The organism is Amycolatopsis sp. NPDC049252, assembly GCF_043197175.1.
In the GTDB taxonomy this organism is placed as follows: domain Bacteria; phylum Actinomycetota; class Actinomycetes; order Mycobacteriales; family Pseudonocardiaceae; genus Amycolatopsis.
The window spans coordinates 15,333-41,584 of record NZ_JBICSQ010000067.1 but is presented as its reverse complement, the minus strand read 5'-3'; the positions used below and the strand labels follow the sequence as shown (position 1 = coordinate 41,584).

Annotated in this window: 15 protein-coding genes; 4 read left to right on the top strand and 11 right to left on the bottom strand. The window is 72.2% G+C overall.

From position 1 onward, the window contains the following. Window positions 1–65: 65 nt before the first annotated feature. Complete coding sequence (locus ACGFMK_RS38580; protein ID WP_392774049.1) at window positions 66–2,465, bottom strand: glycoside hydrolase family 32 protein; 2,400 nt, start codon at window positions 2,463–2,465, stop codon at window positions 66–68. An 85-nt stretch (window positions 2,466–2,550) separates the two neighbouring features. Next, window positions 2,551–2,973, bottom strand: a complete 423-nt coding sequence (locus ACGFMK_RS38575; protein ID WP_392774048.1) for a DUF6292 family protein — start codon at window positions 2,971–2,973, stop codon at window positions 2,551–2,553. Window positions 2,974–3,088: 115 nt separating this feature from the next. Between ACGFMK_RS38575 and ACGFMK_RS38570 the strand changes: the two genes are divergently transcribed. Continuing rightward, the gene (locus ACGFMK_RS38570) at window positions 3,089–3,532 is read left to right on the top strand and encodes an SRPBCC family protein (RefSeq protein ID WP_392774046.1); all 444 of its coding nucleotides are present in this window, start codon (window positions 3,089–3,091) and stop codon (window positions 3,530–3,532) included. Between the two features lie 757 nt (window positions 3,533–4,289). Beyond that, the gene (locus ACGFMK_RS38565; protein WP_392774044.1) at window positions 4,290–5,090 is read left to right on the top strand and encodes an adenylate/guanylate cyclase domain-containing protein; all 801 of its coding nucleotides are present in this window, start codon (window positions 4,290–4,292) and stop codon (window positions 5,088–5,090) included. 35 nt (window positions 5,091–5,125) lie between these two features. On the opposite strand, the gene ACGFMK_RS38560 is transcribed toward ACGFMK_RS38565, so the two are convergent. The 6 genes from ACGFMK_RS38560 to ACGFMK_RS38535 all read right to left on the bottom strand — a co-directional run bounded on the left by ACGFMK_RS38560 (window position 5,126) and on the right by ACGFMK_RS38535 (window position 19,515). Further along, complete coding sequence (locus ACGFMK_RS38560; protein ID WP_392774066.1) at window positions 5,126–8,806, bottom strand: CARDB domain-containing protein; 3,681 nt, start codon at window positions 8,804–8,806, stop codon at window positions 5,126–5,128. A 172-nt stretch (window positions 8,807–8,978) separates the two neighbouring features. Next, the gene (locus tag ACGFMK_RS38555; protein WP_392774042.1) at window positions 8,979–10,718 is read right to left on the bottom strand and encodes a sigma-70 family RNA polymerase sigma factor; all 1,740 of its coding nucleotides are present in this window, start codon (window positions 10,716–10,718) and stop codon (window positions 8,979–8,981) included. Window positions 10,719–10,842: 124 nt separating this feature from the next. Continuing rightward, on the bottom strand, window positions 10,843–14,130 hold the full coding sequence (locus tag ACGFMK_RS38550; protein ID WP_392774040.1) for a glycoside hydrolase family 3 C-terminal domain-containing protein: 3,288 nt from the start codon (window positions 14,128–14,130) through the stop codon (window positions 10,843–10,845). Between the two features lie 119 nt (window positions 14,131–14,249). Next, window positions 14,250–18,191 (bottom strand): family 78 glycoside hydrolase catalytic domain, encoded by a 3,942-nt coding sequence (locus tag ACGFMK_RS38545; protein WP_392774038.1) that lies wholly within the window; start codon window positions 18,189–18,191, stop codon window positions 14,250–14,252. A 125-nt stretch (window positions 18,192–18,316) separates the two neighbouring features. After that, complete coding sequence (locus ACGFMK_RS38540; RefSeq protein WP_392774036.1) at window positions 18,317–18,667, bottom strand: TraR/DksA family transcriptional regulator; 351 nt, start codon at window positions 18,665–18,667, stop codon at window positions 18,317–18,319. Window positions 18,668–18,699: 32 nt separating this feature from the next. Further along, the gene (locus ACGFMK_RS38535) at window positions 18,700–19,515 is read right to left on the bottom strand and encodes an SDR family NAD(P)-dependent oxidoreductase (protein WP_392774064.1); all 816 of its coding nucleotides are present in this window, start codon (window positions 19,513–19,515) and stop codon (window positions 18,700–18,702) included. A gap of 56 nt (window positions 19,516–19,571) precedes the next feature. Between ACGFMK_RS38535 and ACGFMK_RS38530 the strand changes: the two genes are divergently transcribed. Then, on the top strand, window positions 19,572–20,210 hold the full coding sequence (locus tag ACGFMK_RS38530; protein ID WP_392774034.1) for a TetR/AcrR family transcriptional regulator: 639 nt from the start codon (window positions 19,572–19,574) through the stop codon (window positions 20,208–20,210). Between the two features lie 242 nt (window positions 20,211–20,452). On the opposite strand, the gene ACGFMK_RS38525 is transcribed toward ACGFMK_RS38530, so the two are convergent. Together ACGFMK_RS38525 and ACGFMK_RS38520 are read right to left on the bottom strand one after the other, a co-directional pair. Beyond that, on the bottom strand, window positions 20,453–21,088 hold the full coding sequence (locus ACGFMK_RS38525) for a TetR/AcrR family transcriptional regulator (protein WP_392774032.1): 636 nt from the start codon (window positions 21,086–21,088) through the stop codon (window positions 20,453–20,455). Window positions 21,089–21,125: 37 nt separating this feature from the next. Then, window positions 21,126–21,671, bottom strand: a complete 546-nt coding sequence (locus ACGFMK_RS38520) for a helix-turn-helix domain-containing protein (protein ID WP_392774030.1) — start codon at window positions 21,669–21,671, stop codon at window positions 21,126–21,128. Between the two features lie 58 nt (window positions 21,672–21,729). On the opposite strand from ACGFMK_RS38520, the gene ACGFMK_RS38515 reads away from it, so the two are divergent. After that, window positions 21,730–22,824 carry a serine hydrolase gene (locus ACGFMK_RS38515; protein WP_392774028.1) on the top strand — a complete coding sequence of 365 codons (1,095 nt, stop codon included), beginning with the start codon at window positions 21,730–21,732 and terminating at the stop codon, window positions 22,822–22,824. Here ACGFMK_RS38515 and ACGFMK_RS38510 read toward each other — a convergent pair. Beyond that, window positions 22,793–26,185 carry a TM0106 family RecB-like putative nuclease gene (locus tag ACGFMK_RS38510; protein WP_392774026.1) on the bottom strand — a complete coding sequence of 1,131 codons (3,393 nt, stop codon included), beginning with the start codon at window positions 26,183–26,185 and terminating at the stop codon, window positions 22,793–22,795. The two genes, ACGFMK_RS38515 and ACGFMK_RS38510, sit on opposite strands and share 32 nt — an antisense overlap. Window positions 26,186–26,252 lie beyond the last annotated feature (67 nt).

The following is a 26,252-nucleotide window of genomic DNA, read 5'->3' as shown; positions in this document are numbered from 1 at the left end:
TCGTCCGGCAGAGCCGGCGTCGGCGGGACGGTCCACCGATGCCGGCACAGAACTCGGCTGGTGACTCAGCTGATCGCGAGGTGCTGGGTGAGCGTGTTCCCCGCGTAGCCGTTCACGCCGAACCGCCCCGAGGGGTAGGTGCTGTCGGTGGCGTCGATGACCGGCGCGGCGGCGTGGTCCAGCCAGACCTGGATCCGGGCGCCCGTCGTCCGCACGGTCAGGTGGTAGGTGCGGCCCTCGACGATCGGGGTCGCGTACGTCGCGATGTCGCGGCCGGGCCGCCACAGCTTCACCACCCCGCTGCTGTCGACGTTCGCGGTGTAGCCGGTGCCGTCGGCGGCCGCGCGGAAGGTCAGGCCGGCCGCTGTGCCGTTGGTGACCGAGACGTCGCCGTCGTAGGTGAAGTCGGTTCCGGTGCGGTCGCTCAGGTAGAAGCCGTCGTCGGGTGAGCGGCCGCGCAGGCCGTCCGGGGTGGTCGTCCAGGTGCCGCCCCGGGCGGTCCAGGCGCCGGAGGTGAACGCGTCGAGACCGCCGGGGCCGGTGTTCAGGTTCTGCACGGTCGCCGTGCCGTGGTAGGCGTTCGCGCCGAACCGGCCCGACGGGTAGACGTCGTCGGTCGCGTCGATGACCGGCGTGGTGCCGTGGTCGAGCAGGACCTGGATGCGGGAGCCGGTCGTGCGCACCTCCAGGTGGTGGGTGCTGCCGGCGGCGATGGGCGTGGCGTACGTCGCGATGTCGCGGCCGGGCCGCCACAGCTTGACCACGCCGCTGGTGTCGATGTTCGCGGTATAGCCGGCGCCGTCGTCGGCCGCCCGGAAGGTCAGCCCGGCCGCCTGTGCGGTGTCCAGCCGGACGTCACCCTGGTAGACGGCGTCGCCCGCGGTGCTCGCGCCGAGGTAGAAGGCGTCGCCGGTGGCCTGGGCCTGCTTGCCGCCGCTGGTGTCGGTCCACGAGCCGCCGGCCGCGTGCCACGGGCCGGCGAGGTCGCTCTCCAGCGTCGGCTGCGCCGTGCCCCAGCTGGTGCTGAGCCGGGTGAACTTCGCGTTCTTCAGCCGCACCTGTCCCCCGGTGGCGAACAGCCGGATGCCCTGGCTGACCGCGGCGGAATCGAAGTTCACGTTGTCGGCGACGGAGAACCGCCCGTCGCCGCCGAAGACCTCGAGCTGGCCGCGGTCGACCAGCAGGCGCATCGTGACCTCGCCGTTGGTGGGTGCCAGCGGCTTCCCGTAGAGCGTGCCCGCCGCACGGTCGTAGCCGACGGTCCGGTCGGCACTGCCGTCGGAGCGGCTGTGCAGCGCGAAGCCGAACTGCGCGGCGGTCGCGCTCGCGACGTCGAACGTCGCGGTGATTTCGTAGGTGTCGGCGAGGATCCCGCCGAAGAGGGTGCTCCCGGGGCTCACGGTCTGGTTCTGCCAGGTCCGGCTGTCGGCGCGCAGCGAATCCAGCTCGGCGACCGGCGTCCGCGTGATCTGGGGGCCGTCGGGTGCATCGACGAGCCGCAGCTCCGCCGGGAAGGTGGCGTTGCCGGTCCAGCTGCTGCCGCGATTGCCGCCCTGCCAGGCCATCTGCACCACGCGGCCGCCCGGCGCGTTCGAGAACGTCTCGGCGGCGTAGAACGTGCCGCCGGCGAACGTGGTGCCCTGGTTCATCTTCTTCGGCTGCGGCCGGTCGGTGCGGAACGTCCGGCCGTCGAACGAACCGACGACGTACTCGCTCGTCGCCGACGTCAGCACCCACTGCTGCGTGCCGTTCAGCGTCATCGGGAACAGATCGGGGCACTCGAAGAGCCAGTCCGCCGCGTACCGGCTGGCGAACGTCCAGTGCAGCACGTCGGGCGAGGTGTAGAGGTCGACGCCGTAACCGCCCCGGTTCGACCACACGACCATGACCCACTGGTGCCGCGCGGCGTCCCAGACGACCTTCGGGTCCCGGCTCTCCTCCGGGATCTCGATCTGCTTGCGCCCCTTGTCGTAGGGCTGGAAGCTCCGGCCGTTGTCGTTGCTGTAGTAGATGCTGACGCCGTCGGTGTTGGTGAACACGATGATCGGGTCGAGCGGGCCGGTCTTCAGCCCCGACGTGTTGTCCCGGTCGACGACCCCGCCCCCGGAGAACAGGGTGCCGGGGTGCACGTCCGGCTCCAGCGCGATCGGTTTCTGCGTCCAGTGCACCAGATCCGGGCTGGTGGCGTGGCCCCAGTGCATCGTGTCCCATTCGAGGCCGTGCGGGTTGTGCTGGTAGAAGAAGTGGTAGAGGCCGTTGGCGTAGACGAGCCCGTTGGGATCGTTCATCCACCCGGCCTGCGAGCTGAAGTGGAACTGCCCGCGGAACGGCTCCTGGTAGGTGGTCGCCGGGTAGGGGAACTCCGGGTAGTCCGTGACGGTGCCCGCGGTCGCGGGCGACACCGGCACAAAGACCGCCAAGGCGGCGAGGAGAACGACGAGCGACACGCGGGCGATGCGGACCACGGCACGGTCCCCTTCCCGGAGACAACGTTGTCAGCCTCGACCGTGGCACAGGCGCGGTGCCGCCCACAACGGCGGATCGGAGGGTCTACGGCCGGCCAGGCACGTATTCACCCAGCTGCCGGGCCAGCACCTGGCGGGTGACGCCGGACGGCGGCCGGCTCTTCGGTTCCGCTTGCCTGCCGGCCGCGGCGTCGTCGACGAACCGCGTGACCTCCCGCGGCGGGGGCACGAGCTCGTCGCCCGCCCACCGGGCGATGACGACCGGGTCCTCGTCGGGCGCGGTCTCCACCGCGACCGTCCAGCCGCGCTTCTCACTCCACAACAGCATCACGTCGTGCCGTGGCCGGCCCGGCCACGGGCGTGACAGGGCGAGGTAGGCCGTGGCCGTGTCGCTGATCTCGACCGTCGTACCTTCCGCCGGAACTCCGACGGCGGTGGCGACGGCCCGCACGTATGCACCGAGCCCACGCTCCAAGGCCCGGGTCGGGTCCTGCTCCGAGGACTCCATGAACGTCACCGTAGCTGCCCGCTCCCGATCGCGCTGTCCGGTCGCGCTGTCCGGTCGTGCGTGGAACGGCCGGGGCCGGGGTATCCGGCGAGCCCGCGAACGAACGGAGCACACCATGGCCGAGGTCAGCCGAGTGGTCGACGCGTCGCCGGAGGCCGTCTTCGCGGTCCTCGCCGACGGCTGGTCCTACGGCGGCTGGGTGGTGGGCAGCTCGCACATCCGCGCCGTCGACGAGGGCTGGCCCGCGCCCGGGAGCCGGATCCACCACAGCGTCGGAGCCTGGCCGCTGCAGCTCGAGGACGAGACCAAGGTCGCCGCGGTGGAACCCGGCCGGTCGCTGTCGCTGGAGGCGAAGGCCTGGCCGACCGGCGTCGCCGCGGTCGGGCTCACGCTCACCCCGCGCGACGGCGGCGCGCGGACGCTGGTCACGATGACCGAGCACGTCGTCGGCGGACCGGCCAAGCTGCTGCCGGAGGCCGTGCAAAGCTTGCTGCTGCGTCCCCGCAACAAGGAGTCGCTGGCACGGCTGGCCGACCTGGCGACCGGCAAGCGGTCGTGACCCTTTCTGTCCACAGTGGACTTTACGCGCATCGGGTGTGCATCGTTTTTTTCGGACTTTGACCCGCGTGGCGCGGCAGCCGTAACGGTCACGCAGCGAACAGCGTCTTCTCTTCAGACGGCGGCCCCAAGCGCGGTCGTCGTCGACCACCGGTGCCGGTACCCACGGCCCGGGACGGCTTCCCCCCGACCGTCCCGGACACCGCGGGCGCCGGCACCGGCTCCACGCCGGGCGAGCGGCCGTTCACCGGTTTGCCAGGTTTCGCCCCCGGCCCGCGGCGGGAATGCCTGAACCACGGCCCGCCCGGCACTCCCCCCTCGCGGACGGGCCGGATCCCCGGTTCCGCCGCGCTCCCCTCCCTCGGCGCGGCGGAGCCGGGACCCCAGGCCCGCCCTTGCGACCCGGCACCCGATGCCGGGAGCCGGCCAGGAACCTGCACTGTGGCGCCGGGCACTCCACCGAGTCCCATTTCAGGACTTGGCATGTCGACGTCATCTTTCGAGGGACGGAGCACGATTCCCGTCCCGGGTGCGGGCGGGCGGCACGGGAGCCATCTGGCTCAGCGGCGGCTGGAGCAGGGTGTCCCCGTGCGGTTCCTCGGTCGCCGCGAATCGGACGCCGGACGCGCGCTGCAGGCGCTCGGCGCCGAGGTCGCCGTCGATGATCGGCCGGCCTTGACACCGCAGGCGACCGCGCCTGAGCGGGGCCCGTCACGTTCCGGGCGCCGGGCGGGCTACCTCCCGGTAGCATGCGGCCGGTGACGGACAGCCACGACGGACAGCCGGACCGGACGCGGAAAGCGTCCCGGTTCGTCGATCTGCTGCGGGCGGCCGACCGGCGCCCCGGCCTCGTCCGGTCCGTCCGCGCCGTGCGGCGGCTGGTGCCCGGCGACCGCGACCTCGGCGACGCGCTGTCGACCACCGCGGGCCACCCATCCGACCGGGTGGCGCGGCTGCTGGCCGAGGCGAAGGCCGAACAGCCCAGCGCGATGCGTGAGCTCGGGCTGGCCGCGGTGCAGGTGTGGCAGGCCGTCGCCCAGGGCCGCGAAAGCGAGACCGGCGAGACGACGATCGTGTTCACCGACCTGGTCGGTTTCTCGAGCTGGGCCCTCGACGTCGGCGACGCGCGGGCCCTCGAGCTCCTGCGCGCGGTGTCGACCGCGAGCGAGGCGACGATCGCCCGCCACCGCGGCCGGGTCGTGAAAGGCCTCGGCGACGGCTTGATGGCCGCCTTCGCCGATCCCGCGGCCGCGGTCGAAGCGGCGTACGAGACGTGCGGCGCGGTCAGCGCGATCGACCTCGGCGGCTACCGCCCCCAGCTGCGGGCCGGCCTGCACACCGGCCGCCCGCGCCGGGTCGGCCGGGACTACTTCGGCGTCGACGTCAACATCGCCGCCCGGATCATGGACGCGGCCGGCGGCGGCGAGGTCCTCATCACCGGGGACGTGCTGGCGAACCTCGACGGCGACCGGTTCACCGTCCGGCGTCGCCGCAAGTTCCGCGCGAAGGGCGCGCCCGCCGACCTCGAAGTGTTCGCGGTGGTCCCCCGCTACGAGTGATGCCGGGGCGGCTCTCACCCGCCCCGGCATCGGTGTTACCGCGTCTCGCGACGGCCCGAAGAGACCACGGCCGGGATCGGCGCCCCGTTGATCACGAACTGCGAACCCGGCTCGACGACCACGGTGCCGGTCGACGAGTTCGTGATCGACACGTTCGTCAAGGTCGCGCTGCCGCGAGCGCCGCTCATCGCGAGGATGCCCGCACCGTTGTTCGACTTGTCGATCTTGACGTTCGTGACCGCCGCGGTCACCACGCCGCCGCCCGTCTTGAACTGGATGCCGTCGTAGGTCGAGTCGTGGATCTCGGTGTCCCGCAACGTCACCCCCGGGATGTCCTTGCTCTGCGCGAAGAACGTGATCGCGCCGAACTTCTGCTGCTCGCCCCAGAACACGCCGCCGCAGCGGTACAGGGCGTTGTTGGCGATCAGCGTCTGCCCGGAGAAGGGCAGCGGGTCGTGGTCGGTCGCCAGCATGATGCCCGGGTAGTTCATCGTGTCGTAGACGAGGTTGTTCTCGATCTTGTTCCCGTACCCGCCGTAGATCGCGATCCCGTTGGCGCGCCACGGAAGCTGGATCGTGTTGTTGGTGAACGCGTTGTCGTGCCCGATGTCCACCGACGTGTCCTTCACGTACTGGCTCGCCCACACCGCGAGCGAGTCGTCACCGGTGGTGCGGAACGACGAGTTGAACACCCGCGAGTTCCTGGTGCCGTTGGTGAAGTTGATGCCGTCGGCGTAGGTGTCGCGGATCCGCATGCCGCTGAACTCCAGGCCGTCGCCCGGACCCCACAGGGCCGGTATGTTGGTGTAGTCCCGGCCGACCCACACGCCCACGTTCGCGTGCTCGATCCACACGTTCGAGATCTTCGTGCCGGTGCCGAACCGGCCGTTGAGGCCGACGCCGCCCTCGGCGTTGCCGTCGCCGCCGCGGATCCGGCCGGAGCCGAAGATGGCGATGTCGGAGATCTGGACGTTCTTGTCGATGTCGAACCCGAAGTTGCCCTCGTGCGGGTGGTTGATGGTGCCCGCGTCCTGCGGCTGGATCAGCGAGTACAGCTGCGAGCGCCACATGCCGGCACCCTTGACCGTCACGTTGGAGATGCCGATCTGGTTGTACTGGCCGCCGCCGTTGGGCACGTTCGGGTCGTCGGTCAGGATCTTCTTCTCCTGCCGCCACTGCCCTTCCGGGATCCACACGCAGGCGATGACGCCGTTCTGGTCGTCGGTGACCGCGCGCTGGATCGCCGTCGAGTCGTCGACGCCGTCGTTCGGCACGGCGCCGTACTCGGTGATCGACGTGCACTCGGCCGGCTTGGCCGTCGCCAGCGCGACCTGCTCCAGGTCGACCAGGTCGATGACGTAGAACGACGCGTTGTCGCCGTCGTCCCGCTGCAGCTTGAACTTCGTGCCCGGCGGGTACGACTGCGCCAGCAGCGCGTGCGACTCGTCGAACAGCCGCCGCGCGTCTCCCCCGGGCCGGTTGGTGAGGCCCTCGGGGTCGTCGGTGGTGCCGTAGAGCCAGCTGTGCGTCGAGGACAGCGTCAGCTTCTGGGCGAACGCGCCGTTGACGTACAGGCTGAGCGTGTAGTCCTGGCCACCCCCGGCCGCGGCGTCGGGCACCGAGTTGCGCACCACGATCGAGTTCGACTGGTTCGTGGACGTGACCTCCACGTACTGGCCCTGGCTCGCCAGCCGCACGGACTGGCGGCCCGAGGACTCGGTCGCGAAGTTCGTGTGCCCGAACGTGCGCAGCGGGTCGGCCGTCAGCAGCTGGCCCTGGTACTGCGCGGCTTCCGCCTCGTACTCGGTGTAGGGCACCGCCGCGCCGCGGCCGACGACGATCGCCCGCGAGAGCCCGTTGTTGGACTCGTTGGTCTCCGCGACGGTGTTCGTCGCGTCGGCCGTCGCGGTGAGCGTCGCGCCGCCGTTGGTCGCGGTCCACGTGCCCGGCACCGCGACGTTCGCGGTCGCCCCGGCCGCGATCGCGCCGGTGCCGGCGTCCAGTGTGGTGCTACCGACGGTCAGCCGGGTGACGGAGCTGCCCGAACCGCTCGTGCCGCGGTTGTGCACCGCGACGGTGAACGACACCGCCGCGCCGACCGCCGGGTTCGGCGGGTTCGACGTGATGCCGGTGACCTCGAGGTCCGGCCCGGGCGCCTGCGCGACGACGAGCTGCGTCGGTGACGTGAAGGTGTTGTTGCTGTCGTTCTGTTCCACGACCGTGTTGGCCGGGTCGACGGTCGCGGACACGCTGTAGGTGCCCTGCGGCCGGGTGCCCGCGTTCACGGTGACCGTGGCGGACGCGCCGGCGGCGAGCGCGGCGACGGCCGCGTTGCCCACGACAGTGCCGCCGAGGCTGACGTTCACCGTCGTGGCGCCCGCGTTCGCGGTCCCCGCGTTCTGCACGGTCGCCGAAACCGCGAGCTGGCTGGTCTCGGTCGGGTTGGCCGGAGTCCAGGTCGTGCCGGTGACGACCAGGTCCGGGTTCGGCGCCGGGGTGCCGAGCACCTGGAACTCGGCGACCTGGCCGCCGGGGGCGCCGGAGTTGGCGGAGAACTGCAGCCGCACGTCCGCGACCCGGCCGGTGACCGGGATGGTCACCGAGTTCTGGTTGGCCGCCGGGTCGAAGCGGTAGTCGGCGCGGGCCTTCAGCGAGGTGAACGCGGTCGAGCCCTGGTCGCGGCCGAGGACCTCGAGGTTCTGCGTCCGCGCGCCCCAGACCGGGTCCGGGTTGAGCTTGACGACGACGGAGTCCAGGTCGGCGTCGGCGCCGAGCTTCACCGTGAGCGTGTTCGGGTAGCCCGCGGCGGACTCCCAGTACGTGGCGGTGGTGCCGTCGTTGGCGTTGGCGGCGACGAAGTCGTTGACCGTCGAGGACGCCTCGATCGGCTTGCCCGCGGCGAGGTTCTGGCCGGCCTGGGTGCCTTGGCGCACCACGTGGTTGCTGTCGGCGGACTCGTTGCCGGCGGCGTCCTTGGCCCGCACGAAGTACTCGACGCGCGGGCCCGCGGGCCGCGTCTCGGTGAACGTGGTGCCGGTGATCGTGGTGACGGGCGTGTTGTCGCGGTAGACGGTGTAGCCGGTGACACCGACGTTGTCCGTCGAGGCCGACCAGCCCAGCCGGATCTGCCCGGAGCCGGGCTCGGTCAGCGCGAGGTTCGCGGGCGCGGACGGCGCCTGCGTGTCCCCGGTGTCCGCGCCGTACAGCTCGAACTCCGACAGCTGCGCGGCGGGCCACTGCGTGTTGGCGGTGATGTTCAGCCGCACGTACCGGGTCGACGCCGTCACCGGGATCGTCACGGTGTTGCCGCCGGGGGCGAACGCGTAGCCGGCCGACGCGACGAGGTCGGTGAAGGAGGTGCCGTCGGTGCTGCCGCGCACGGCCAGGGTCTGGGTGCGGGATTCCCAGGCCGCGGGCAGTTTCAGCACGATCCGCGAGAGCGTCTTGGCCGAGCCGAGGTCGGCCTGGATCCACTGCGGGAACGCGTTGTTCGCGGACTCCCAGTAGGTGTCCTGGTTCCCGTCGACGGCGTTGGCGACGGGGAAGCCGGGCAGCGCGCTGCCGGCCGAGACGGTGCGGGTCAGGGGCACGTCCGCGAGTGCGGCCGGCCGGGCTTGGGTCGTTTCCGGGGGTGGTGGCGCACCGGCCGCGGAAGCGAGCCCGGTGAGGGTGAGCCCCGCAGCGAGGAGACCTGCGACGAGCCGGGACAGGCGCATACGTGTCATGGCGTCTTCTCTTCTTCGAGACCAGCAGGAGGGGAGCCAGAGCCGTACGAGCATGCAACAACCGGGAGACGATCTGCAAGAACTTGACATGGATGAGTAAATTTACGACTAAGTGGCGTTGCTCCGTCAGGAGGACGCCGTTCGGTCGCGCGATCGGACGCCGTCAGCCGCCGGCGAAATCCTGGGTCAGCCACACCGTTCCGCGGGCGTCGCGGGTGACGGAGATGCCGATCCGGGTGAACGACGTGCTGAGAATGTTGCGGCGGTGGCCGTCGTCCGGCGGCTTCTCGTCGTGCATGCTCCGGGTCAGGCCGAGGGCCATCCGCGCGATCGGGTCGCTCGCGTCGGCGACCGGGCCGCCGGTGCCGACGTTCTCACCGGCCGAACTCCACTGCGCGCCGGCGGCGTGCTCACGGTCGCCGAGCGACGCCTCGCCGGGACACTGGTGCGAGAGACCGCACCCACCGGCCATGGCCCGGTTGTGCGCGGCGGCGCCGGTGACCAGCGCCGGATCCATCCGCAACGCGGGCAACCCGGCCGCGGCGCGCTCGTCGTTGATCAGGGCGAGGACACGTTCCGCGGGCGTCGCTGCTCGCGGCGGGGTCGAGGTGGGCTCGGGAGCTTCCGGTTGTGGCGCAGTGGATTGCTCTTCGGTCGGTGTTGTCGCTTCGGTACTCGCCGCAGGCGGGGACGTCGGGGTTGCGTCCGGCTCGGTGAGCGGGGGCCGGGAGGTACCTCCGGCCAGCGCGGCCGGCGGCTGGATCGGTTGGTCGGGCTGGGAAAGGCCCACGATCCCGGCCACGCCGAGGGCGCAGACGATCGCGGCGCCGGCGGCCGCGAGGAAGGGTTTCGCGGCGAGGAGCCGAGCGAGGGACCCCGCGGCGACGGCACCCCCGGCGGCAAGGACACCGGCCCCCGCGACGGCAGCCGAACCTGCCGCAGCGGCGCCACCTCCCGCAGCACCCGTGGCACCACTGCCCGCCGCGCCACCGCCCGCGGCCGCGCCACCCCCAGCTCCGGCTGCCCCGCCGGCTCCAGCACCACCCGCGGCGCCTCCACCGGCACCAAAAGCGCCACTCGCGGCCGGGCCGGAGACCATGTCGCCGAGGTTGGCCAGCAGCTGCGGCAGGTACCCGAACGGAAGGATCAGCAACGCCGCGCCGGTGAGGATCCGCTCCACCGGCACCGCGTCGTCCGTCTCGCGGCGGCAGCGCGAGCACTCCTCCACGTGCCGGAGAAACCGCTTGCGCCACAACGGACCCGGGCGGCCCGACCAGCTCGCCGCCGCCTGCTCCAGCGCCGCGCAACCCGGCTCGGCGGCCAGCGCGCGCACCAACGGCCGGACCGCTTCCAAGCGGGTCTTCAGCCTGCTCACCCGGACCGTCACCAGGTGGGCGTCCAGGCGCAGGGCCTCGGCCACCTCCGTGCGGGTCAGGTGCCCTGCGCGCTCGAGGGTCCACAGGGCCAGCAGCTCGCGGTCCGCCGGGTCGAGCCAGCGGGCCGCCTCGTCGACCTCCCGGCGCTGCTCGGCGATGTGCAGCCGTGCCAGGGCGAGGTCGGTGAACTCGGCGTCGGGGTCCGGGCGCTCGTCGTACTCCGCCAGCGGGGCCGGGGCCGCGCTCCGGCGGCGGTGGTGCTCGCGGATCTGGTTGATCGTCACCGCGACCAGCCACGACCGGAACCGGGCGGGCTCGCGCAGGGTCTCGAGGCCGCGCAGGACGCGCAGCATCGTCTCCTGCACGACGTCGTCGACGTCGGCGTCCGAGGAGAGCGCGCGGCCGGCGATGCTGTAGACCAGCGGCAGGTAGGCCGCGACCAGGGCGTCGAGCGCCGCCCGGTCCCCGGCCCGCGCGGCGGCCACCTGCGCCACGTCCACCTGCGCCAGCCGCTTCTGACCGATCACGTCCCCACCCTCACTCCGCCGACGACTTTCCCGTACGTCCAGGAGACCGGGCCCGCCCATCCTGGATCACAGAAACTTCGCCCGCGAGTGACCCGGGTCACATCGGCGGTCCTGCGCTACGGCTTCACGCGGTGAACGCCGTCGCGAAGACGTGCAGCTGCTTGTTGGCCGGCAGCGTCAGGTACGCGACCTGTTTCGACGCCGTCAGCGGCACGGAAGCCGCGTAGAGACTCACCTTCTGGTCGTGCGGGTACGTACTTCCCGCGGGCCGGTTCCAGTACGGCGTGGTCACCACGAGCACACAACCCGGCACGGCCTGGTTGGCGTACCAGTCCGCGACGGTGAGGGTCGAGGTGGACGTCGTGCCGTCGGTGTACGTCACGGTGACCGGGCCGCTCTGGGTGCCGTTCGTGCCAGTGGTCAGCAGGTTCAGCGCCGACCCCGAGCCGGCCAGGGTGACGCTCTGGCCGGCCGTGGTCACCGTGTCCGGCTGCCCGGCCGGGACGTCCGGCCAGGTGAACGTCGCCGCGCCGCTCGTCACCGGTCCGCCGGGGTGGACACCCACCGAGTCCAAGGCCTGCGCGGAGAAGCTGAAGCCCGCGCCGTCGAGGTTGCCCGGCGCCGGGTTCGCGTCGTCGGTGACGCCGACGTCCGTGTACGCCGCGGCCAGGTTCGGGTAGGCGACCTGCGTGCTCGCCGTTCCCCGGACGGAGCCACCCGCGTACCGGGTGACGGCGGACAACGAGACCGGGCCGGGCGGCGCCGACGCGCCGACCGTCACCGACCAGGTCGTCGGTACCGACTCCCCCGGCCGGACCGTCCGGGCGACGGCCGGGGTCCGCGGGGTCGCCTTCCAGCCCGCCGGGACGGCCAGGCTGGTCGAAGCGTCGTGCACGGCTTCGGTGGCGCCGTTGGTGAAGGTGGTCGTCACCGAGAGGGTCTTGCCGGGCGCCGCGATCGCGGGCGCGGCCACCTGGGTGAACCGCGGCCCGGTGGTGTGGTCGACGCGGAACCCGCCCGACAGCGGGAGGTTCCGGGACGAGTCGCCGACCCGGACGGTGTACTTGCCGGCACCCAGCTCCCACGCGTGCGCGTCGGTGCTCCAGTACGACGCGTCCTGCGCGGTCAGCTCGAACCGGACCCGCTGCGTCTGGTGCGGCTGGAGATCGACCTTCTGGAAGCCCTTGAGCTGGTTGACCGGCTCGCCGGTGGACGCCGGGTCGTTCAGGTACAGCTGGGCGACCTCGGCGCCGCGCCGCGCACCGGTGTTGGTGACGTCGGCGCTGACCGAGATCCGGCCGTTCTCACGCAGGGTGTCGCCGTCCACCTTCAGGTTCGAGAACCGGAAGGTCGTGTACGAGAGCCCGAACCCGAAGGGGTACAACGGAGTCAGGTTCTTCCGGTCGTACCAGCGGTAGCCGACGTCGAGGCCCTCGGAGTACTGGACCTTGCCGTCGACACCCGGCCACTGCTGTGGTGTGGACGCCGGAACCTGGTCGAGCGACGTCGGGAACGTCACCGGCAGCTTGCCCGACGGGGCGACGTCGCCGAAGAGCAGCGACGCGATCGCGTTGCCGGCTTCCTGGCCCGGATACCACGCCTCGAAGACGCCCTTGACCTTCGCCAGCCACGGCATCGTCACCGCGGAGCCGGTGTTGAGCACGACGACCGTGTTCGGGTTGGCCGCCGCGACGGCGTCGATCAGCTTGTTCTGGTCGGCCGGCAGGTCGATATTGCCCAGGTCGCCACCTTCGGACTCGTAGTCGTTGGCGTAGACGACCGCGACGTCGGACTTCGCGGCGAGCGCGGCCGCCTGCCCGGCGAGGTCCTCCCCCGGCGGCAGCCAGCCGAGGCTCACCGAGGCGTCTCCGCCGGCCTGGTAGTAGTCGACCTCCACCTGCACCGCCTGGCCCGCGGTCAGCGGGACCTGCGCGGTCTTGGTCTGCGCACCGTGGTCACCCCAGTTGTCGATCAACTGCTGCCCGTTGACGAGCAGCCGGCTGCCGTCGTCGCTGGTCAGGCCCAGGGTGTACGTGCCGGTCGCGGGCGCGGTGAGCGTACCGGTCCACTTGGCCGAGAAGTTCGTCGCGGGCACGCCGGGCGCGGGTGCCCCGCTGAAGGTGAACGCGACCTGCGGGTCGGTGCGGGTCACCACCGGTGTCCCGGACGAGTCGGTGTTCGCGTAGTAGTCGCCCTGCAACCCGGTGCCGGTCCCCGACGGCGGCTTGAGCGCACTGGTCTCGATCGGGGGCAGCGCGCTGCCGGTGCCGAGGTTGCCCTGCGCGTACTCGACGTCGATGCCGGAGCCCGCGCGCGCCTTGATCCCGTCGAACGGCGTGACCGTGCCCGTGCCGGCGATGTGCGCGCTGCCGCCGCCGGAGCTGAGCGTGTTCTTGCCCGCGCCGTCGCCGATCACCGCGACCGAGTGCAGCTTGCGCGCGTCCAAGGGCAGCAAGCCGTCGTTCTTCAGCAGGACCGTGCCGTCCTCGGCGGCCTTCTTCGCCACCGCCAAGTGCCCCGCGGTCGACGCCGCCGCGTCCGGGGTGTCGGCCGACGGGTGGTCGAACAGCCCGAAGCGGAACTCCTCACGCAGGATGCGGGTGACCATGTCGTCCAGCCGGGACTGCGGTACCTGTCCACTTTGGACGGCCGTCTTCAGCGTGGCGCCGAAGAAGTCCTGGCCGGGCATCTCCATGTCCATCCCGGCGTTCGCCGAGGGCGCCGCGCTGTGCGTGGCACCCCAATCGGACGTGATGAAGCCGTCGAACCCGAATTCCTGCTTCAGGATCTCGTTGAGGTAAGGGTTCTCGCAGGCGTAGGTGCCGTTGATCGAGGAGTAGGAGCACATCGCCGACGACGGCTTGGCCTTCGCGACGACGTTCCCGAACGCGCTGGTGTAGATCTCGTGCACGGTCCGGTCGTCGATCACCGCGTTGTCGGCGGTGGTGTTGCGGTTCTCCTCCTGGTTGTAGACGGCCCAGTGCTTCACCTGCGCCAGCACGCCCTGGGACTGGACGCCGCCGATGTCGGCCGCGCCCATCTGCCCGGCCAGGTACGGGTCCTCGCTGTAGGACTCGAACGCCCGGCCCCAGCGCGGGTCACGCACGATGTTGATGGTCGGGCCGAGGTCGACGTCGACCCCCTTCGTCCTGTCCTCGGCGCCGATCACCGACCCGTAGGTCTTCGCCAGCCCCGCGTCGAACGACGCGGCCACGGCGGACGCGGCGGGCAGCTGGGTGGTGTTGCCCAGGTTCACCCCCAGCGGGCCGTCCTCCATCTTCAGCGACGGGACGCACAGCCGGTCGTCGCCCGCGACGCGGCCGGTGTAGCCGCCGGCGGCGGTGCCGTGCACCATCGTGATCTTCTCGTCGAGCGTCATCTGCCCGAGCACCTGCGCCACCCGCTTGTCCACCGGTGCGTGGGACCCCACCCAGGGACAAGCGGAAGGCGAAGCGGGTGCGGCCTCCGCGGCCGCGGGGACCGTCGTGCCCGTGATCAGCACGGCCGCGATCAGGGCTGCTCCACGCCGTATCACGGCGTCACCTCCGCGATCCTCGAGAAACTGCTCTGCGCGGCCGCGACGGCGATCCGCACCTGGGTCGTGGTCACCGGCGCCGGGAACGGGATCCACCGGTAGACGGCCGTGTTGCCGGTGACGTGGACCTGGTCGGCCCACTGGGCGCCGTCCCAGGTCTGCACGGTGAAGTCGGTCGGGACACCGTCCGGGTGGGACACGAAGCCGACGCCGGTCAGCGTGGTCGCGGCGGGCGCCGTGACGGTCAGGGTGTCGGGGTACCGGCTGTCGGTGTCGTCGTTCCAGAACGTCGCGAAATCGTGGTCGATCGCGTTCGACGCGACGTACGTGCGGGTGGCACCGTTGACGACGTTCGGCGCGTGTTCGCTCGACGCCGACGCCGTGGTGCCACTCGCCCAGCTGCCGAACACGGGCACGTTCACGGTCGTCTTCGCTTCTCCCCCGCGAGGCGCTTTCACGGTCAGCGTCACCGGGTACAGCCCGCTCTTGGCCCCGGCGGGCACGGTGATCCGCACGGTCGCCGGCGTCTCGGAAGTGGCCGGCGTCAACGGGATCCCGGCCGGGGTCGCCGTCACGGTCCAGCCCGCCGGGACCTGCGCGCCGAGTGCTGCCTGACCGGCCGCTGAAGTCACAGTGGACCGTCCTTCGACGACCACCGGGACGTCACCGCTGCCGCCCGCGGTGATGGCGGCGGGGGTGCCCGCGGTGAGCGCGAGCCGGGTGAACGGCGTGCGCGGCGGCGTCACGGTGAACGTGTAGTCGCCCGAACCGGCGGTCAGGGTGAGCGTCTCGTCGTCGGCCCGGCCGACCGTCAGGCCGGGGTCGGACTGGGCGGCGCGGCCGTCGGCGAAGATCGTCCGCCCGCTCTCGCGCACCGACGACTGCTTGCCACCCAGCAGCGGGAGCCGGATCGTCGCCTTCGCGCCGACCGGAACCGTGGCGTGGTAGGTCACCGTGCTGCCGTCACGCTGCCACGAACTCACCACGGTCCCCCGCACGGTCTGCTGCTGCGCCGTCACGTGGGTGAGGTTCCCGGCCACGGCCGGAGCGAGGGTGAACTCGCGCCAGCCGGGCGTGCCGGGCTGGATCCCGGCCAGTTGCTGCTGGAACCACTGGCCGATCGCGCCGCCGAGTCCGATGTGGTCCTTCGACGACGTGCCGTCCGGCGCCGAGGAGTTGTCCCACTTCTCCCAGATGGTTCCCGGGCCCTGGTTCACCATGTAGCCGAAGCTCGGGTAGTCGGTGCGCTGCGCGATGGCGAGCGCGACGTCGTTGCGCTGGTACTTGCCGAGCGCCTGGAACACCAGGGTGGTGCCGACGAACCCGGTCGTGACGTGGTTCTGGTGCGCGGCGATGTCGGCGACCAGCCGGTCCACTGTGGACTGCTCCCGGCCCGCCGGAACGAGGCCGAACACGAGCGGCAGGGCGTAGGACAGCTGCGTCCCGGTGCCGAAGACACCGGTGTCGGCGGAGTAGAACCGCTTGAGGAAGCCCGTCGCGATCTGCCCGGCCAGTGCGGTGTACTTCGCGGCGTCGGCCTGCTTGCCGAGGGCTCCGGCCATCTTCGCGAGGAGCTGCGCGTCGAGGTGGGAGAAGCCGGTCTGGAAGTACCCGTGCGGCGTGCTGACCGTCGAAAGCCAGTCGTCACCCCAGGACGTCGGCGGGTTGACGACGACGTGGTCGGCGTCGCTGATGGTGCCGAGGTAGCCGACCCACGCCTTGACGTCGTCGTAGTGCGTGGCGAGCAGCTGCGTGTTCCCGTACTGCGTGTAGGAGTCCCAGATGATCTGCGGGTACGCGGTGCCCCACGCGGGATCGGTGAGCCAGTCCGTGCGGCCGTTGACCGGCGCGACCGAGGGCAGGCTGCCGTCGGCGTTGCGGCTGGTCACCATGTCGCCCAGCCACTTCGTGTAGAACGCCTGCATGTCGAAGTTGGCCATCGCCTCCTGGTCGGAGTCGGCGGCGTCGCCGAGCCAGCCGTGGCGTTCCCGGGTCGGGCAGTCCATCTGGATCGACTCGAGGTTGTTCAGCTGCGTCTGCGTGACGGCGGCCTGGATCTGGTCGAGCCCCGGGTCCGAGGTGCCGAACCGGCCCGTCGAAGCGACATCGGTGTGGATCTCCTGCGCGGTCACGGTGACGACGGCGTCGTCGGGCACGCCGGTCAGCTCGGCGTAGCGGAAGCCCGCGTAGTTGAAGTGCGGCAGGTACGTCTCGGTGCCGGTGCCGCGGAACGTGTAGTGGTCGGTCTGCCGCGGCGGCTCGGAGCCGTCGAAGCTGATGTTCGCGGTCGAGACGCGGCCGTTCGCGTCCAGGATCTCGCCCTTCTTCAGCGACGCCGTCGTGCCGGCCGGCTGCGCGGCCCGCAGCGTCGCCTGGCCGGTGCGGTTCTGGCCGAAGTCGTAGACGCGCACCCCCGGTGCGGGCCGGGTTTCCTTGACCGGATCGTGGTTCGCGACGATCCGGGACGGCGGGGTGGTGTCGGGCAGCAGCTGCGTGACCCCGCTGTCGACCACCGCCGGCCGCGGGCCGTAGACACCGATCTCGGCCAGCCGGAAGGTGCAGCTCGTGCCGGTGCAGGCGAGCTTCGTCGCGGTCACCCGGACGTACCGGCCGGTGACGTCGGCGGGCAGGGTGACGGCCGCGGTGCCCGGGTTGGGCTGGTCGGCGTCCGTGCGGTCGGCGACGGTGGTCGCGGTGGCGAACGCCGGGTCGTCGCTGACCTGGACCCGGTAGCGCACCGGGAAGCCGGCGCCGACGAAGTCGCCCGCGGGGTCGTTGGTCGGGCGCGCCGGGAACAGCGCCACCGAGCCGATCTTCTGCGCCGAGCCGAGGTCGACCTGCACCCACTTCGCGGCGTCGGCGGTGGCTTCGATGGCGGAGTGGTAGCCCTCCGAGGAGTCGCTGGAGCCGTCGATCCCGTCGGCCGCCGCCGCCGGGGACCAGCCGCAGCAGCTGGTCGTGTCGAGGGCGGTGACCGGCTTGCCCTGCGCCAGGCTCTGGCGGTGGGACGCCGGGGCGATGGCGCGCGCGGCGGGCCAGGCGCTCGCGTCGAACCCGGTGGTGTCCCAGCCCGCGATCTCCTTGCGGGCGTCGTAGGTCTCGCCGTAGTAGAAGTCGTCACCGGTGACCGGACCCGCCTGGGTCTTCCAGTCGGGGCCGGTGCCGAAGCGCGCGGTCGAACCGTCGGTGTAGGTGACGTTCAGCTGCGCGACGAGGGCCGGGCGGCCGCTGTACTGGCCCTTCCCGGCCATGAACGCGAGCGCGTTGCGACCGGGCTTGACCAGGTTCGTGACGTCGAGGTCGCGGTAGAGCACGCGGGCGGCGTAGTCGGTCACCGCGGCGTCGAGCGCCCGGTCGGGCTGGACGCGGGCGCCGTTGAGGTGCGGCTCGGCGACCCCCTGCGCGCCGACGTACAACCGGGCGCGGGCGACGGGCTTGGTGACGTCGAAGGTGCCGCGGACGAGCGCGCCGTCGTCGGCCTGCAGCCACCACGCGGTCCAGTCGGCCGGCCGGAGCAGGCCCGTGTCGAACTTCGCCGGCGCCGACCACGACGACGGCCGGGCCTCGCCGTTCCAGGTGCGCACCGCCCACTGGTAGGTGCGGTCGCTGTCCAGCGCGGGCCCGGTATAGGCGACGTCGACCGAATTGCCCGACACGACCCGCCCGGAGTCCCAGTGGGACCGGGGGCCGTCGACGCGGATTTCGTACGCCGTCTGGGTTTCCGCGCGTCCGGTGTCGTTCACCGTCCACGCGAACGTCGGCTGTGGACCGGCGGCCAGGACGTTCGACGTCTGGCCGTCGGCCCGCAGCGACGTCGGCGGCAGCGGGCCGCCGTGCGCGGGCTCCGCACCCGCGGTCGTGGCGGGCGCGACCGTCGCGGCGAGCGCGAGGGCGACGACGACGACCCGTCTCTTCGTTGAGGTTCCCAGCCGGCGCATGAACGTCTCCTGACGCCATAAAAACGTTTCAATCAGCCGAGGGACTGTCTACAACCATCCCGGCGGAGAAACAAGAAACGGCGTCGTTCCTGTCCGGATCACGGCGAAGAAGACACTCGATCAGCTCAGCGCGCCTTGTTCGCGCAGCCGATGCAGATCCGCGTCGCCGGCAGGGCGGCGAGCCGCTCATGGCCGATCGGCCCGCCGCAGCGTTCGCAGGTTTCGTAGGTGCCCGCGCGCACCCGCTCGACGGCGCGGTCGAGGTCCGCCAGGTCGTCCTGGGCCTGCCGCAGGAGCGCCTGGACCTGGGCCCGCTCGAACGCGATCGTGACGCCTTCGGGATCGTGCTCGTCGTCGTTGCTGGTGAACTCCGACGCCTCGACGATCCCGTCGCGCTGCCGCGCGAGGGACGCCGCCAGCCGCGCGGTCTCCTCCCGGGCCCGTGCGATCAGCGCCAGCGCGGCGGCCTCGTCCATGCACCCAGCCAACCACGGACGCGGCCGGTCCGTCAGCCGAACGCGGCCTGGGCCAGCGGCTCCCACTCGCGCCAGGTCGCCAGCCGCTCGCGGTACTCGGCCTCGACCGCGGCGAACGACTTGCCGAAGAACACCCGGTGCGGCGGCTTGCCGGTGTCGGCCAGCTCCAGCAGCGGCCCGCGGGTCGCCCGGGGATCACCCAGGTCCCACTCGATCCGGCCCGCTTCGCGGACGTCGTCGTAGTCCGGGTTCGGGGCGCTGGTCCGGTTGCTGCCGGTGCCGAAGTCCGTGCGGTACGGGCCGGGCTCGAGGCAGACGACGTCGATCCCGAACGCCGCGACCTCCTGCCGCAGGGACTCCGAAAGCCCTTCGACCGCCCACTTCGACGCGTGGTAGGCGCCGATGCCGGGGAACGCGCGGACGCCGCCCTCGCTGGTGACCTGGATGATCCGGCCGTGCCCCTGCCGGCGCATGACCGGCAGGGCGGCCTGGGTCAGCCAGAGCGTGCCGAAGAAGTTCGTGTCGAGCTCCGCGCGGACCTCCTCTTCGGTGAGTTCCTCGACCATGCCGAAGTGCCCGTAGCCGGCGTTGTTGACGAGGATGTCCAGGCTCCCGAACTTCGCCACCGTCGCTTCCACGGCTTCGGCCGCGGCGGCGCGGTCGGTGACGTCCAGCCGCAGCGGCAGCACGGCGTCGCCGTAACGCTCGACCAGGGGGCGCAGGCTTTCGACGGCACGCGCGGTGGCCGCGACCCGATCGCCCCGCTCGAGCGCCGCTTCGGCCCACTCGCGGCCGAAGCCCTTCGACGTTCCCGTGATCAGCCAGGTTTTCTTCTCGTTTCGCTGCATCATGACGCAACAGTAGCACGGACTGCATTTATAGTGCGAATGGTAGTGTCCCGGTCATGATCGCCGGAGACAGCCGCCGTGAGCGCAAGAAGGCCCTGACCCGGGCCGCCATCCAGGAAGCGGCCTTGGAGCTGTTCGTGAGCCAGGGCTACCGGGAGACGACGATCGCGCAGATCGCGGCGAGCGCGGACGTGGCGACCCGCACGGTCACACTCCACTTCCCGGCCAAGGAAGACCTGCTCTTCGCCGACGACCCGTTCGCCCCGGAGTCGCTGGACCGGTACCTGCGCGAGCGGAAGTCGGACACCTTCGCCGCTCTCCGGGACTGGATGCACACGACCATGCGCGAGCTCGACGCAAGCGACCTGGAGCAGGAGGACCCCGCCCAGCTGTGGCGGCGGCGAGCCCTGCGCGCCCAGCTCCTGATGGAGGACGACGACCTGCGCGGCCACGCCCGAGCCGGCTACCGCGACCTGGAACTCCTGGTGGCGACGGGAATCGGCGAGGACATCGGGCTGCCGGCGGACGCGCTGGTCCCCCGGCTCGCGGCGGTCACGGTGGTCGCGGGCCTGCGCGAGATCTACGTGACGCGGGAGGGCCAGGCGAAGGCCCAGTCGGCGGCCAGCGAGCTGTCGGGATTGGTCGACGAGGTGCTCGCCTTTGCCGAGGCCGGGGTCCGCAACGCCGGCAAGTGAGCCCGTACAGGGTCACCGCCTGCCGATGTCGCGCGCGGTGTTCGTCGGCAGCGGCTCGGTGGTGCGCCCCGAGGCGGCCTGGGGTGCGTTCCGGCCACCGGCCCGCGAACCGGGATCGGTGCGGCTGCGGGGTTCCGGGGTGCCGGACCGCACTGCGATGCACCCAATGTGGCGCTGGGTGCGTCTGACGCACCCAACGCCACATTGGGCGCGTTCCTGCTACCACCGGACAACATGTGGAGCTAAGCGTCTTCTCGGCGGGCCAGGCCGTTGCGGTAGAGGTCGACCGTCGCGACGTTCCAGCGGTCCAGCTGTGCGGGCGTGGAGAACGGCTCCGGAAGCTGCCGGCTGATCGCCGGCTCGAACAGGACGCTCGCGAGGGTGAACACCGCCGCGTGGATCGCCGCCCAGTCCCGGTCCGCGTCCGGGCGCAGGGCCCCGGCGCGGTCGAGTGGCGCGAGCCAGCTGGTGCGCGTGATCTCGACCAGGGCGTCGAACCCCCGGGCCGCCGCGGGGTCGCCGTCGATCATCGCTCGGGCGAGGTAGCGCAGCGCCACCGCGTTGTCGCGGACCCACGCGGTCGTGGCGTCGCCGAGCCCCGGCCACGCCCCGGCACTCTCGCTCCGCTCGGCCAGCTCCCGGGAGAACTCGGCCATGACGTCGAGGAGGTACTCGTCGACCGCCTCGCGCAGCCGGACCTTGGTCCCGAAGTGGTGCTGCACCAGCCCCGGGGACACCCCCGCGGCCGCGGCCACGTCGCGGATCGACGTCGAGGCGACACCGCGAGCCGCGAAGCCCGCCAGGGCGGCGTTGCGAATGCGGGCGTAGGTGCTCAGATCGGACTGCCGAGCCGGGATCCGCGCGTCGAACTGGGCCATGCTCGTACGGTAAACCATACATCCGTATCGGCCGTGCTCATCGGTCCGTCGCGGCGGCCGGGTCCGCCACCGGGATGAGGACCGGGCTGAGCAGGTACTGCGCGCGGCTGGGCGCCGGTTCGTTGGCCAGCAGCGGGTAGATCACCCGCCGCAGCTCGCCGATCAGCTCCTCCAGCTCGTCGCGGCTGAGCCACACGGCGTGCTGCCGGTAGCTGACGAGATCCGCCACCGGATCCGCGTTCTCGCGGTCGAGGTACGCGCCGAACTCGGCGATGAGGACGGCCATCGACGTGGCGAACACCCGCCGGTGGTCCTCCGGCGACAGAGCCGCGACCTCCTCGACGTCGACGGTCGCCCGGCCCTGGTGCAGCCGGTAGCGGCGTTCCACCGCGCCGCGCACCCGGCGTTCGCCGGCGACCTCCAGCACGCCGTGCGCCGCGAGCAGTTCGACGTGCCGGTAGACCATGGCCTTCGACGCGTCCGGGATCCGGGCGCACAGCTGCGCGGTGGTGAGTTCCCGCCCGCGCACCGCGTGCACGATCCGCAGCCGCACCGGATGGGCCAGCAGTTCCAAGGTGTCCACTCCTGAACGTTCTCATGTCGTGCTACCGTTCGCAAAACATGAGAACGTTGGGGGCACCATGACACCGCTGGAATGGCTGGTGGCCGCGTCGGCGCGCGCGCCGCTGCCGGACGACGAGATCCGCGCACGCATCGCACCGTCCCTTGTGGACGGCAGTGGTGGTCCGGCCGGGATCAACGCGGCGCTGGCCGCGGTCGGACCGCTCACGATCCGCGCGGAACGCACCGACGGGAACCGGGTGCCGGTCCGCGGCCCGGCCGGCGACTTCCGCCTGACTGTGCAGGTGGACGCCGCGGGCCTGGTCAGCGACCTGCAGCTGACTCCCGACGAACCCCAGCCGGCCTCCTGGGACGAGATCGACACGCGGCTGGCGGCCCTGGGCAAGCGCGTGTCCTTCGCCGCGGCGGAAGTCGACGGCGGGTGCCGGATCGTGCACGGCCTCGCCGCCGACACACAACGGCCCATCGGCTCGGCGTTCAAGCTGTACGTCCTGGGCGCGCTCGCCCAAGCCGTCGCCGAGGGACGCGCGTCCTGGGACGAACCCCTGGCGATCCGCGACGAGTGGAAGAGCCTGCCGTCCGGCACCATGCAGAACCACCCGGCGGGCACGGCGTTCCCGCTGTCCGAGTTCGCCGGGCTGATGATCGCGATCAGCGACAACACCGCCACCGACCACCTCATCCACCGGCTCGGCCGGGAAGCCGTGGAGCGTCAGCTGTCCTTGTTCGGCCACGACCGGCCCGAGGCGAACATCCCGTTCCGCACCACGAAGGAGTTCTTCCGGATCAAGGCCCCCACCGGACAGAGCTGGCCTGCGCCCCTCGACATCGACGAGATCGAGTGGTTCGCGTCCCCGTCGGACATCTGCCGCGCCTACGCCGGGCTGCTCCGGCTCGACCAGCCCGAGATCGGGAACGCCCTGTCGCGCAACGACGACGGGCTCGATCTGGACGCCGCCGCGTTCCCGTCCGTCTGGTACAAGGGTGGCAGCGAGCCCGGTGTGGTGACGCTGCACTACCTCGCGCGGACCGCCGGCGGACGCGCGAGCGCCGTCAGCCTGATGGTCTCCGCCCCGGAGTCCACACTGGACACGCTCCCCTTGACGGCCGAAGCGCAGTCGGTCATCCGCGGGGCGTTCCACCTGCTGGCGTGAGCGGCCAGGGGCCGGCGCCGGTCATCAGGCCGATCATGCCCGCGACCAGCCGCATCTGGTCCACCGTCCGGATGTCGGCCTCGACGAGCCTCGGCGAGCACACCAGGATCGCCAGGGCCTGCGCTCGTGAGAGGGCGACGTTGAGCCGGTTGCGGGAGAGCAGGAAGTCCAGCCCGCGCGGCAGGTCGACCGCCGACGACGACGTCATCGTCGTGATCACCACGGGCGCTTCCTGGCCCTGGAACCGGTCGACCGTACCGACCCGGACACCGGGGAACCCGGCCTCCTCCAGGGCCCGCGTCACCGTGCGCGCCTGCAGGTTGTACGGCGCCACCACGACGATGTCGGCGTCGCTCAGCGGCCGGGACGTCCCGTGGTCCGTCCACAAGCGACCGTGCAGGCCGGCGACGATCGCCGTGACGGCCGCGGCCTCCTCGACCGAGCGGGTGGTGTTGCCGTGGTGGTCGACCTCGGCCAGGTACAGGCCCGCGTCGACCCCCTCGATGGCGCGTTCCGCCGCCGAGGGGTGCGCGTGCAAGCGGCCGGCGTAGGACAGGTTCGACACCGGCTCGCACACGGCCGGGTGCATCCGCCGGGTCTCGTCGAGGAAGTAGCCCAGCGACGGCGGCATGATGTCGGCCTCGCCGATCAGGTGCCCCAGCGCCGACGCCTCCGCGCCCGCCGGGTGCGTGCCCTGCACCACCTGCGGCAGCTGCTGCGGATCGCCCAGCAGCAGGACGTTCTTGGCGCACATCGACACCGCGAGCGCGTCGGCGAGGGCGAACTGGCCGGCCTCGTCGATGATCAGCAGGTCGAAGGGCTCCTCGCGGATCGCGGCGTTGGCGAACGTCCACGCCGTCCCGCCGACCAGGTGCCCGTGGTCGTGTTCCAGGCGCCAGTTCACCAGCGCGGGGTTGCTCTTCGGCTGCTCCCACGGCGCTTCCGGGTCCGGCGTCTTCTTGGCCCGCTTGGCACACGGCAGTTCCGGCGCGCTCTTCATCGCCGCGCCGAGCACGTTTTCCACGGCCTTGTGGCTGTTCGAGGTGACCGCGACGGTCCGCCCGGCGCGCACGAGGTGGGCGATCAGCTTCCCGGCGAGGTAGGTCTTGCCCGCGCCCGGCGGGCCCTGCACGGCGAGCGCCGACCCGTCGAGCTCGTCGACGGCCTCGATCACCGCGGCGACCAGGTCGTCCCCCGGCTCCGGCAGCGTGGCGCCACCGAGCAGCCGCGGCGGCATCCGGCGGAGCAGGTCGACGCCGGGGTGCCGCGGCAGCACCGGGAGCGCGTCGACGACCAGGCGGGCGAGGTCGGCGACGGCCTCGTCCTTGGGTGACGGCCGCACCGGGCTGCCGGGCAGCACGGCGGCCGGGCGGTCGCCGGTGGTGGCGTCCGGCGCGCAGCTCTCCTCCAGGGTCAGCTCCACGGCCGACGCGGCGACGACCTTGGCGTCACGGGCGGTGTCGCCGTAGCGCAGCCGCACCTCGTCACCGGGGGCGAACGGGTGCGGCCGGTCCGGGTCGCACGTGAGCTGCAGCGTCCGCTTCGCCTTGCGGACGCGCCCGGCGGGCGGCACCCACTCCCCCGCCTCCAGCGAAACGGGCACCGCGCAGGCGGTGTCGACCTCGAGGTCGCCGAGCGGGGCGGCCAGCTGGCGGAAGTACTCCCACCACGCGGGGTTGGTCTCGCGGCGGTGGTAGCCGACCGACGCCGCCAGCAGAGCGCGGGCCCGCTCGTCGGGGGTGAAGTCGCCCGGGTCGTCCGGCAGCCCGTCGAGCAGCGGGTCGACCAGGGCGGCCAGCTGCGCGGCACGTTCGGCGCGCCGCTCGGCGGCGACGTCCTCCTCGGCCTGGCGGAGCAGCGCGTCCTCGGCGGACTCCTCGACCGGCTCCGGGAGGTCGATCCCGGCCTCGGTGCGGACCTGGTGCAGGAACTCGAACAGCCGCAGCGTCGAGACGCAGTCGTACTCGGTCGTGTCGGCGATCCCGCGCAGCACCTCCTCGGCGCGTTCCGGCTCGCCGGACAGCGTCAGGTACTCCTCGTACGCCTCGACGTCCGACACGGCGGTCTTCCCGCCCTCGCGCGCGCCGGGCATGTAGAGCGCTTCGAGGTAACGGATCGAGTACGACCGCTGCGACACGCGCAACGCCTTGCGCACCACCGCGTGCAGGTCGACGACCGCCCCGCCGCGCAGCAGCTGGTCGACGGCCTCCTCGCGGGTGCCGTGCACCGCCGCGAGGCGTTTGATCGCGGTGACCTCGTACGGCGCGTAGTGGTAGACGTGCGAACCGGGGTGCTCGGCGACGCGGGCCGCGGCGAAGTCGACGAACTCCTCGAAGGCCCGCTTCTCCTGGGCGCGGCTGTGCGCCCAGAACGGCGTGAACTCCTGGCCGCCGTCCGTGGTGACCGCGCCGAAGAGGTACTCCAGCCCCTCGCCCGACAGCGCGTGCGGATCGCCGGCCAGGTCGAGGAAGACGTCGCCGGGCGCGGGCGCCGGCAGGTCGGCCAGCGCGCCGGGGTCGACGATCTCGTAGGAGATGTCGCCGGTGGTGTCCTGCCGGACCTGGAGCGCGGCCTGGGCCCGCAGGGCCGCGAACGCCGTGACGGACAGGTCCCGCGGCCGGTCGGCCGGCCCGGCCGCGGCGAGCGCGTCGATCGAGCCCAGCCCGGCGGCGGTGAGCTTGCGGCGCTGGTCGCCGCGCATCCCGGCGACGAGCGAGAGGTCGCGGTCGGCCTCCCTGGCCGTCGTGCAGTGCTGGGCGAACCCGCAGCCGGCGCAGGCCGGGCGTTCGTCCGCCCAGAGCTGCACGGGCAGGGCCGGCGGCCGGCCGCGCAGGCGGGCCCGCAGCCGGTCGACCAGCGGCCGGAAGTCCGCGACCCGCAACGTCCGGGTGCCGCCGTCGGCCAGCCGCAGGTGCAGGTGCGGGCCGGTGGGCCACCCGGCCCGGCGCAGGGCGTCGGCGTACGCGGTCAGCTGCACCACGGCCGCGGGCTTCGCGAGCCGGGCCGGTTTCGCGTCGTACACCTCGTAGCGGCCCTCGTCGTCCCGCACCAGGAAGTCCGCGCACCCCGAGAACTCGCCGTCGTCGAGGACGGCCCGGTGGATGACCGGGGCACCCGATCGCAACGCCGCTTCCGTCGCCTTCGCGGCGGCCGGGTCCCGGACGTCGATCTCGACGACCGGGCGGCCCTCGCCGCGGAACCGGGCGAGCATCGCCGCGGCGGCACCGCGAGCGAGCCGGTCCGGCTGCTCGGGTCCGGCGCCGGGCCGTGGCGCTCCCGGCAGGTCCGCGGCCAGCGCCTGGTTCAGGACGCTGCGGTGCTCGCACTCGAGCAGGTCGGCGAGATCGGCTGGGGTGTACATCGCTGGGCAGTCTGACACGCGCCGTTCGCCCGGTTGGAGCACACCGCCGCGACACGCCCACCAGGTC

What these genes read in the sequence shown, in the direction of transcription:
- ACGFMK_RS38535 (WP_392774064.1), bottom strand. Translation starts at nt 19,515, where the DNA reads ATGCAGCGAAACGAGAAGAAAACCTGGCTGATCACGGGAACGTCGAAG.
- ACGFMK_RS38545 (WP_392774038.1), bottom strand. Translation starts at nt 18,191, where the DNA reads ATGCGCCGGCTGGGAACCTCAACGAAGAGACGGGTCGTCGTCGTCGCC.
- ACGFMK_RS38575 (WP_392774048.1), bottom strand. Translation starts at nt 2,973, where the DNA reads ATGGAGTCCTCGGAGCAGGACCCGACCCGGGCCTTGGAGCGTGGGCTC.
- ACGFMK_RS38530 (WP_392774034.1), top strand. Translation starts at nt 19,572, where the DNA reads ATGATCGCCGGAGACAGCCGCCGTGAGCGCAAGAAGGCCCTGACCCGG.
- ACGFMK_RS38570 (WP_392774046.1), top strand. Translation starts at nt 3,089, where the DNA reads ATGGCCGAGGTCAGCCGAGTGGTCGACGCGTCGCCGGAGGCCGTCTTC.
- ACGFMK_RS38560 (WP_392774066.1), bottom strand. Translation starts at nt 8,806, where the DNA reads ATGCGCCTGTCCCGGCTCGTCGCAGGTCTCCTCGCTGCGGGGCTCACC.
- ACGFMK_RS38540 (WP_392774036.1), bottom strand. Translation starts at nt 18,667, where the DNA reads ATGGACGAGGCCGCCGCGCTGGCGCTGATCGCACGGGCCCGGGAGGAG.
- ACGFMK_RS38510 (WP_392774026.1), bottom strand. Translation starts at nt 26,185, where the DNA reads ATGTACACCCCAGCCGATCTCGCCGACCTGCTCGAGTGCGAGCACCGC.
- ACGFMK_RS38525 (WP_392774032.1), bottom strand. Translation starts at nt 21,088, where the DNA reads ATGGCCCAGTTCGACGCGCGGATCCCGGCTCGGCAGTCCGATCTGAGC.
- ACGFMK_RS38515 (WP_392774028.1), top strand. Translation starts at nt 21,730, where the DNA reads ATGACACCGCTGGAATGGCTGGTGGCCGCGTCGGCGCGCGCGCCGCTG.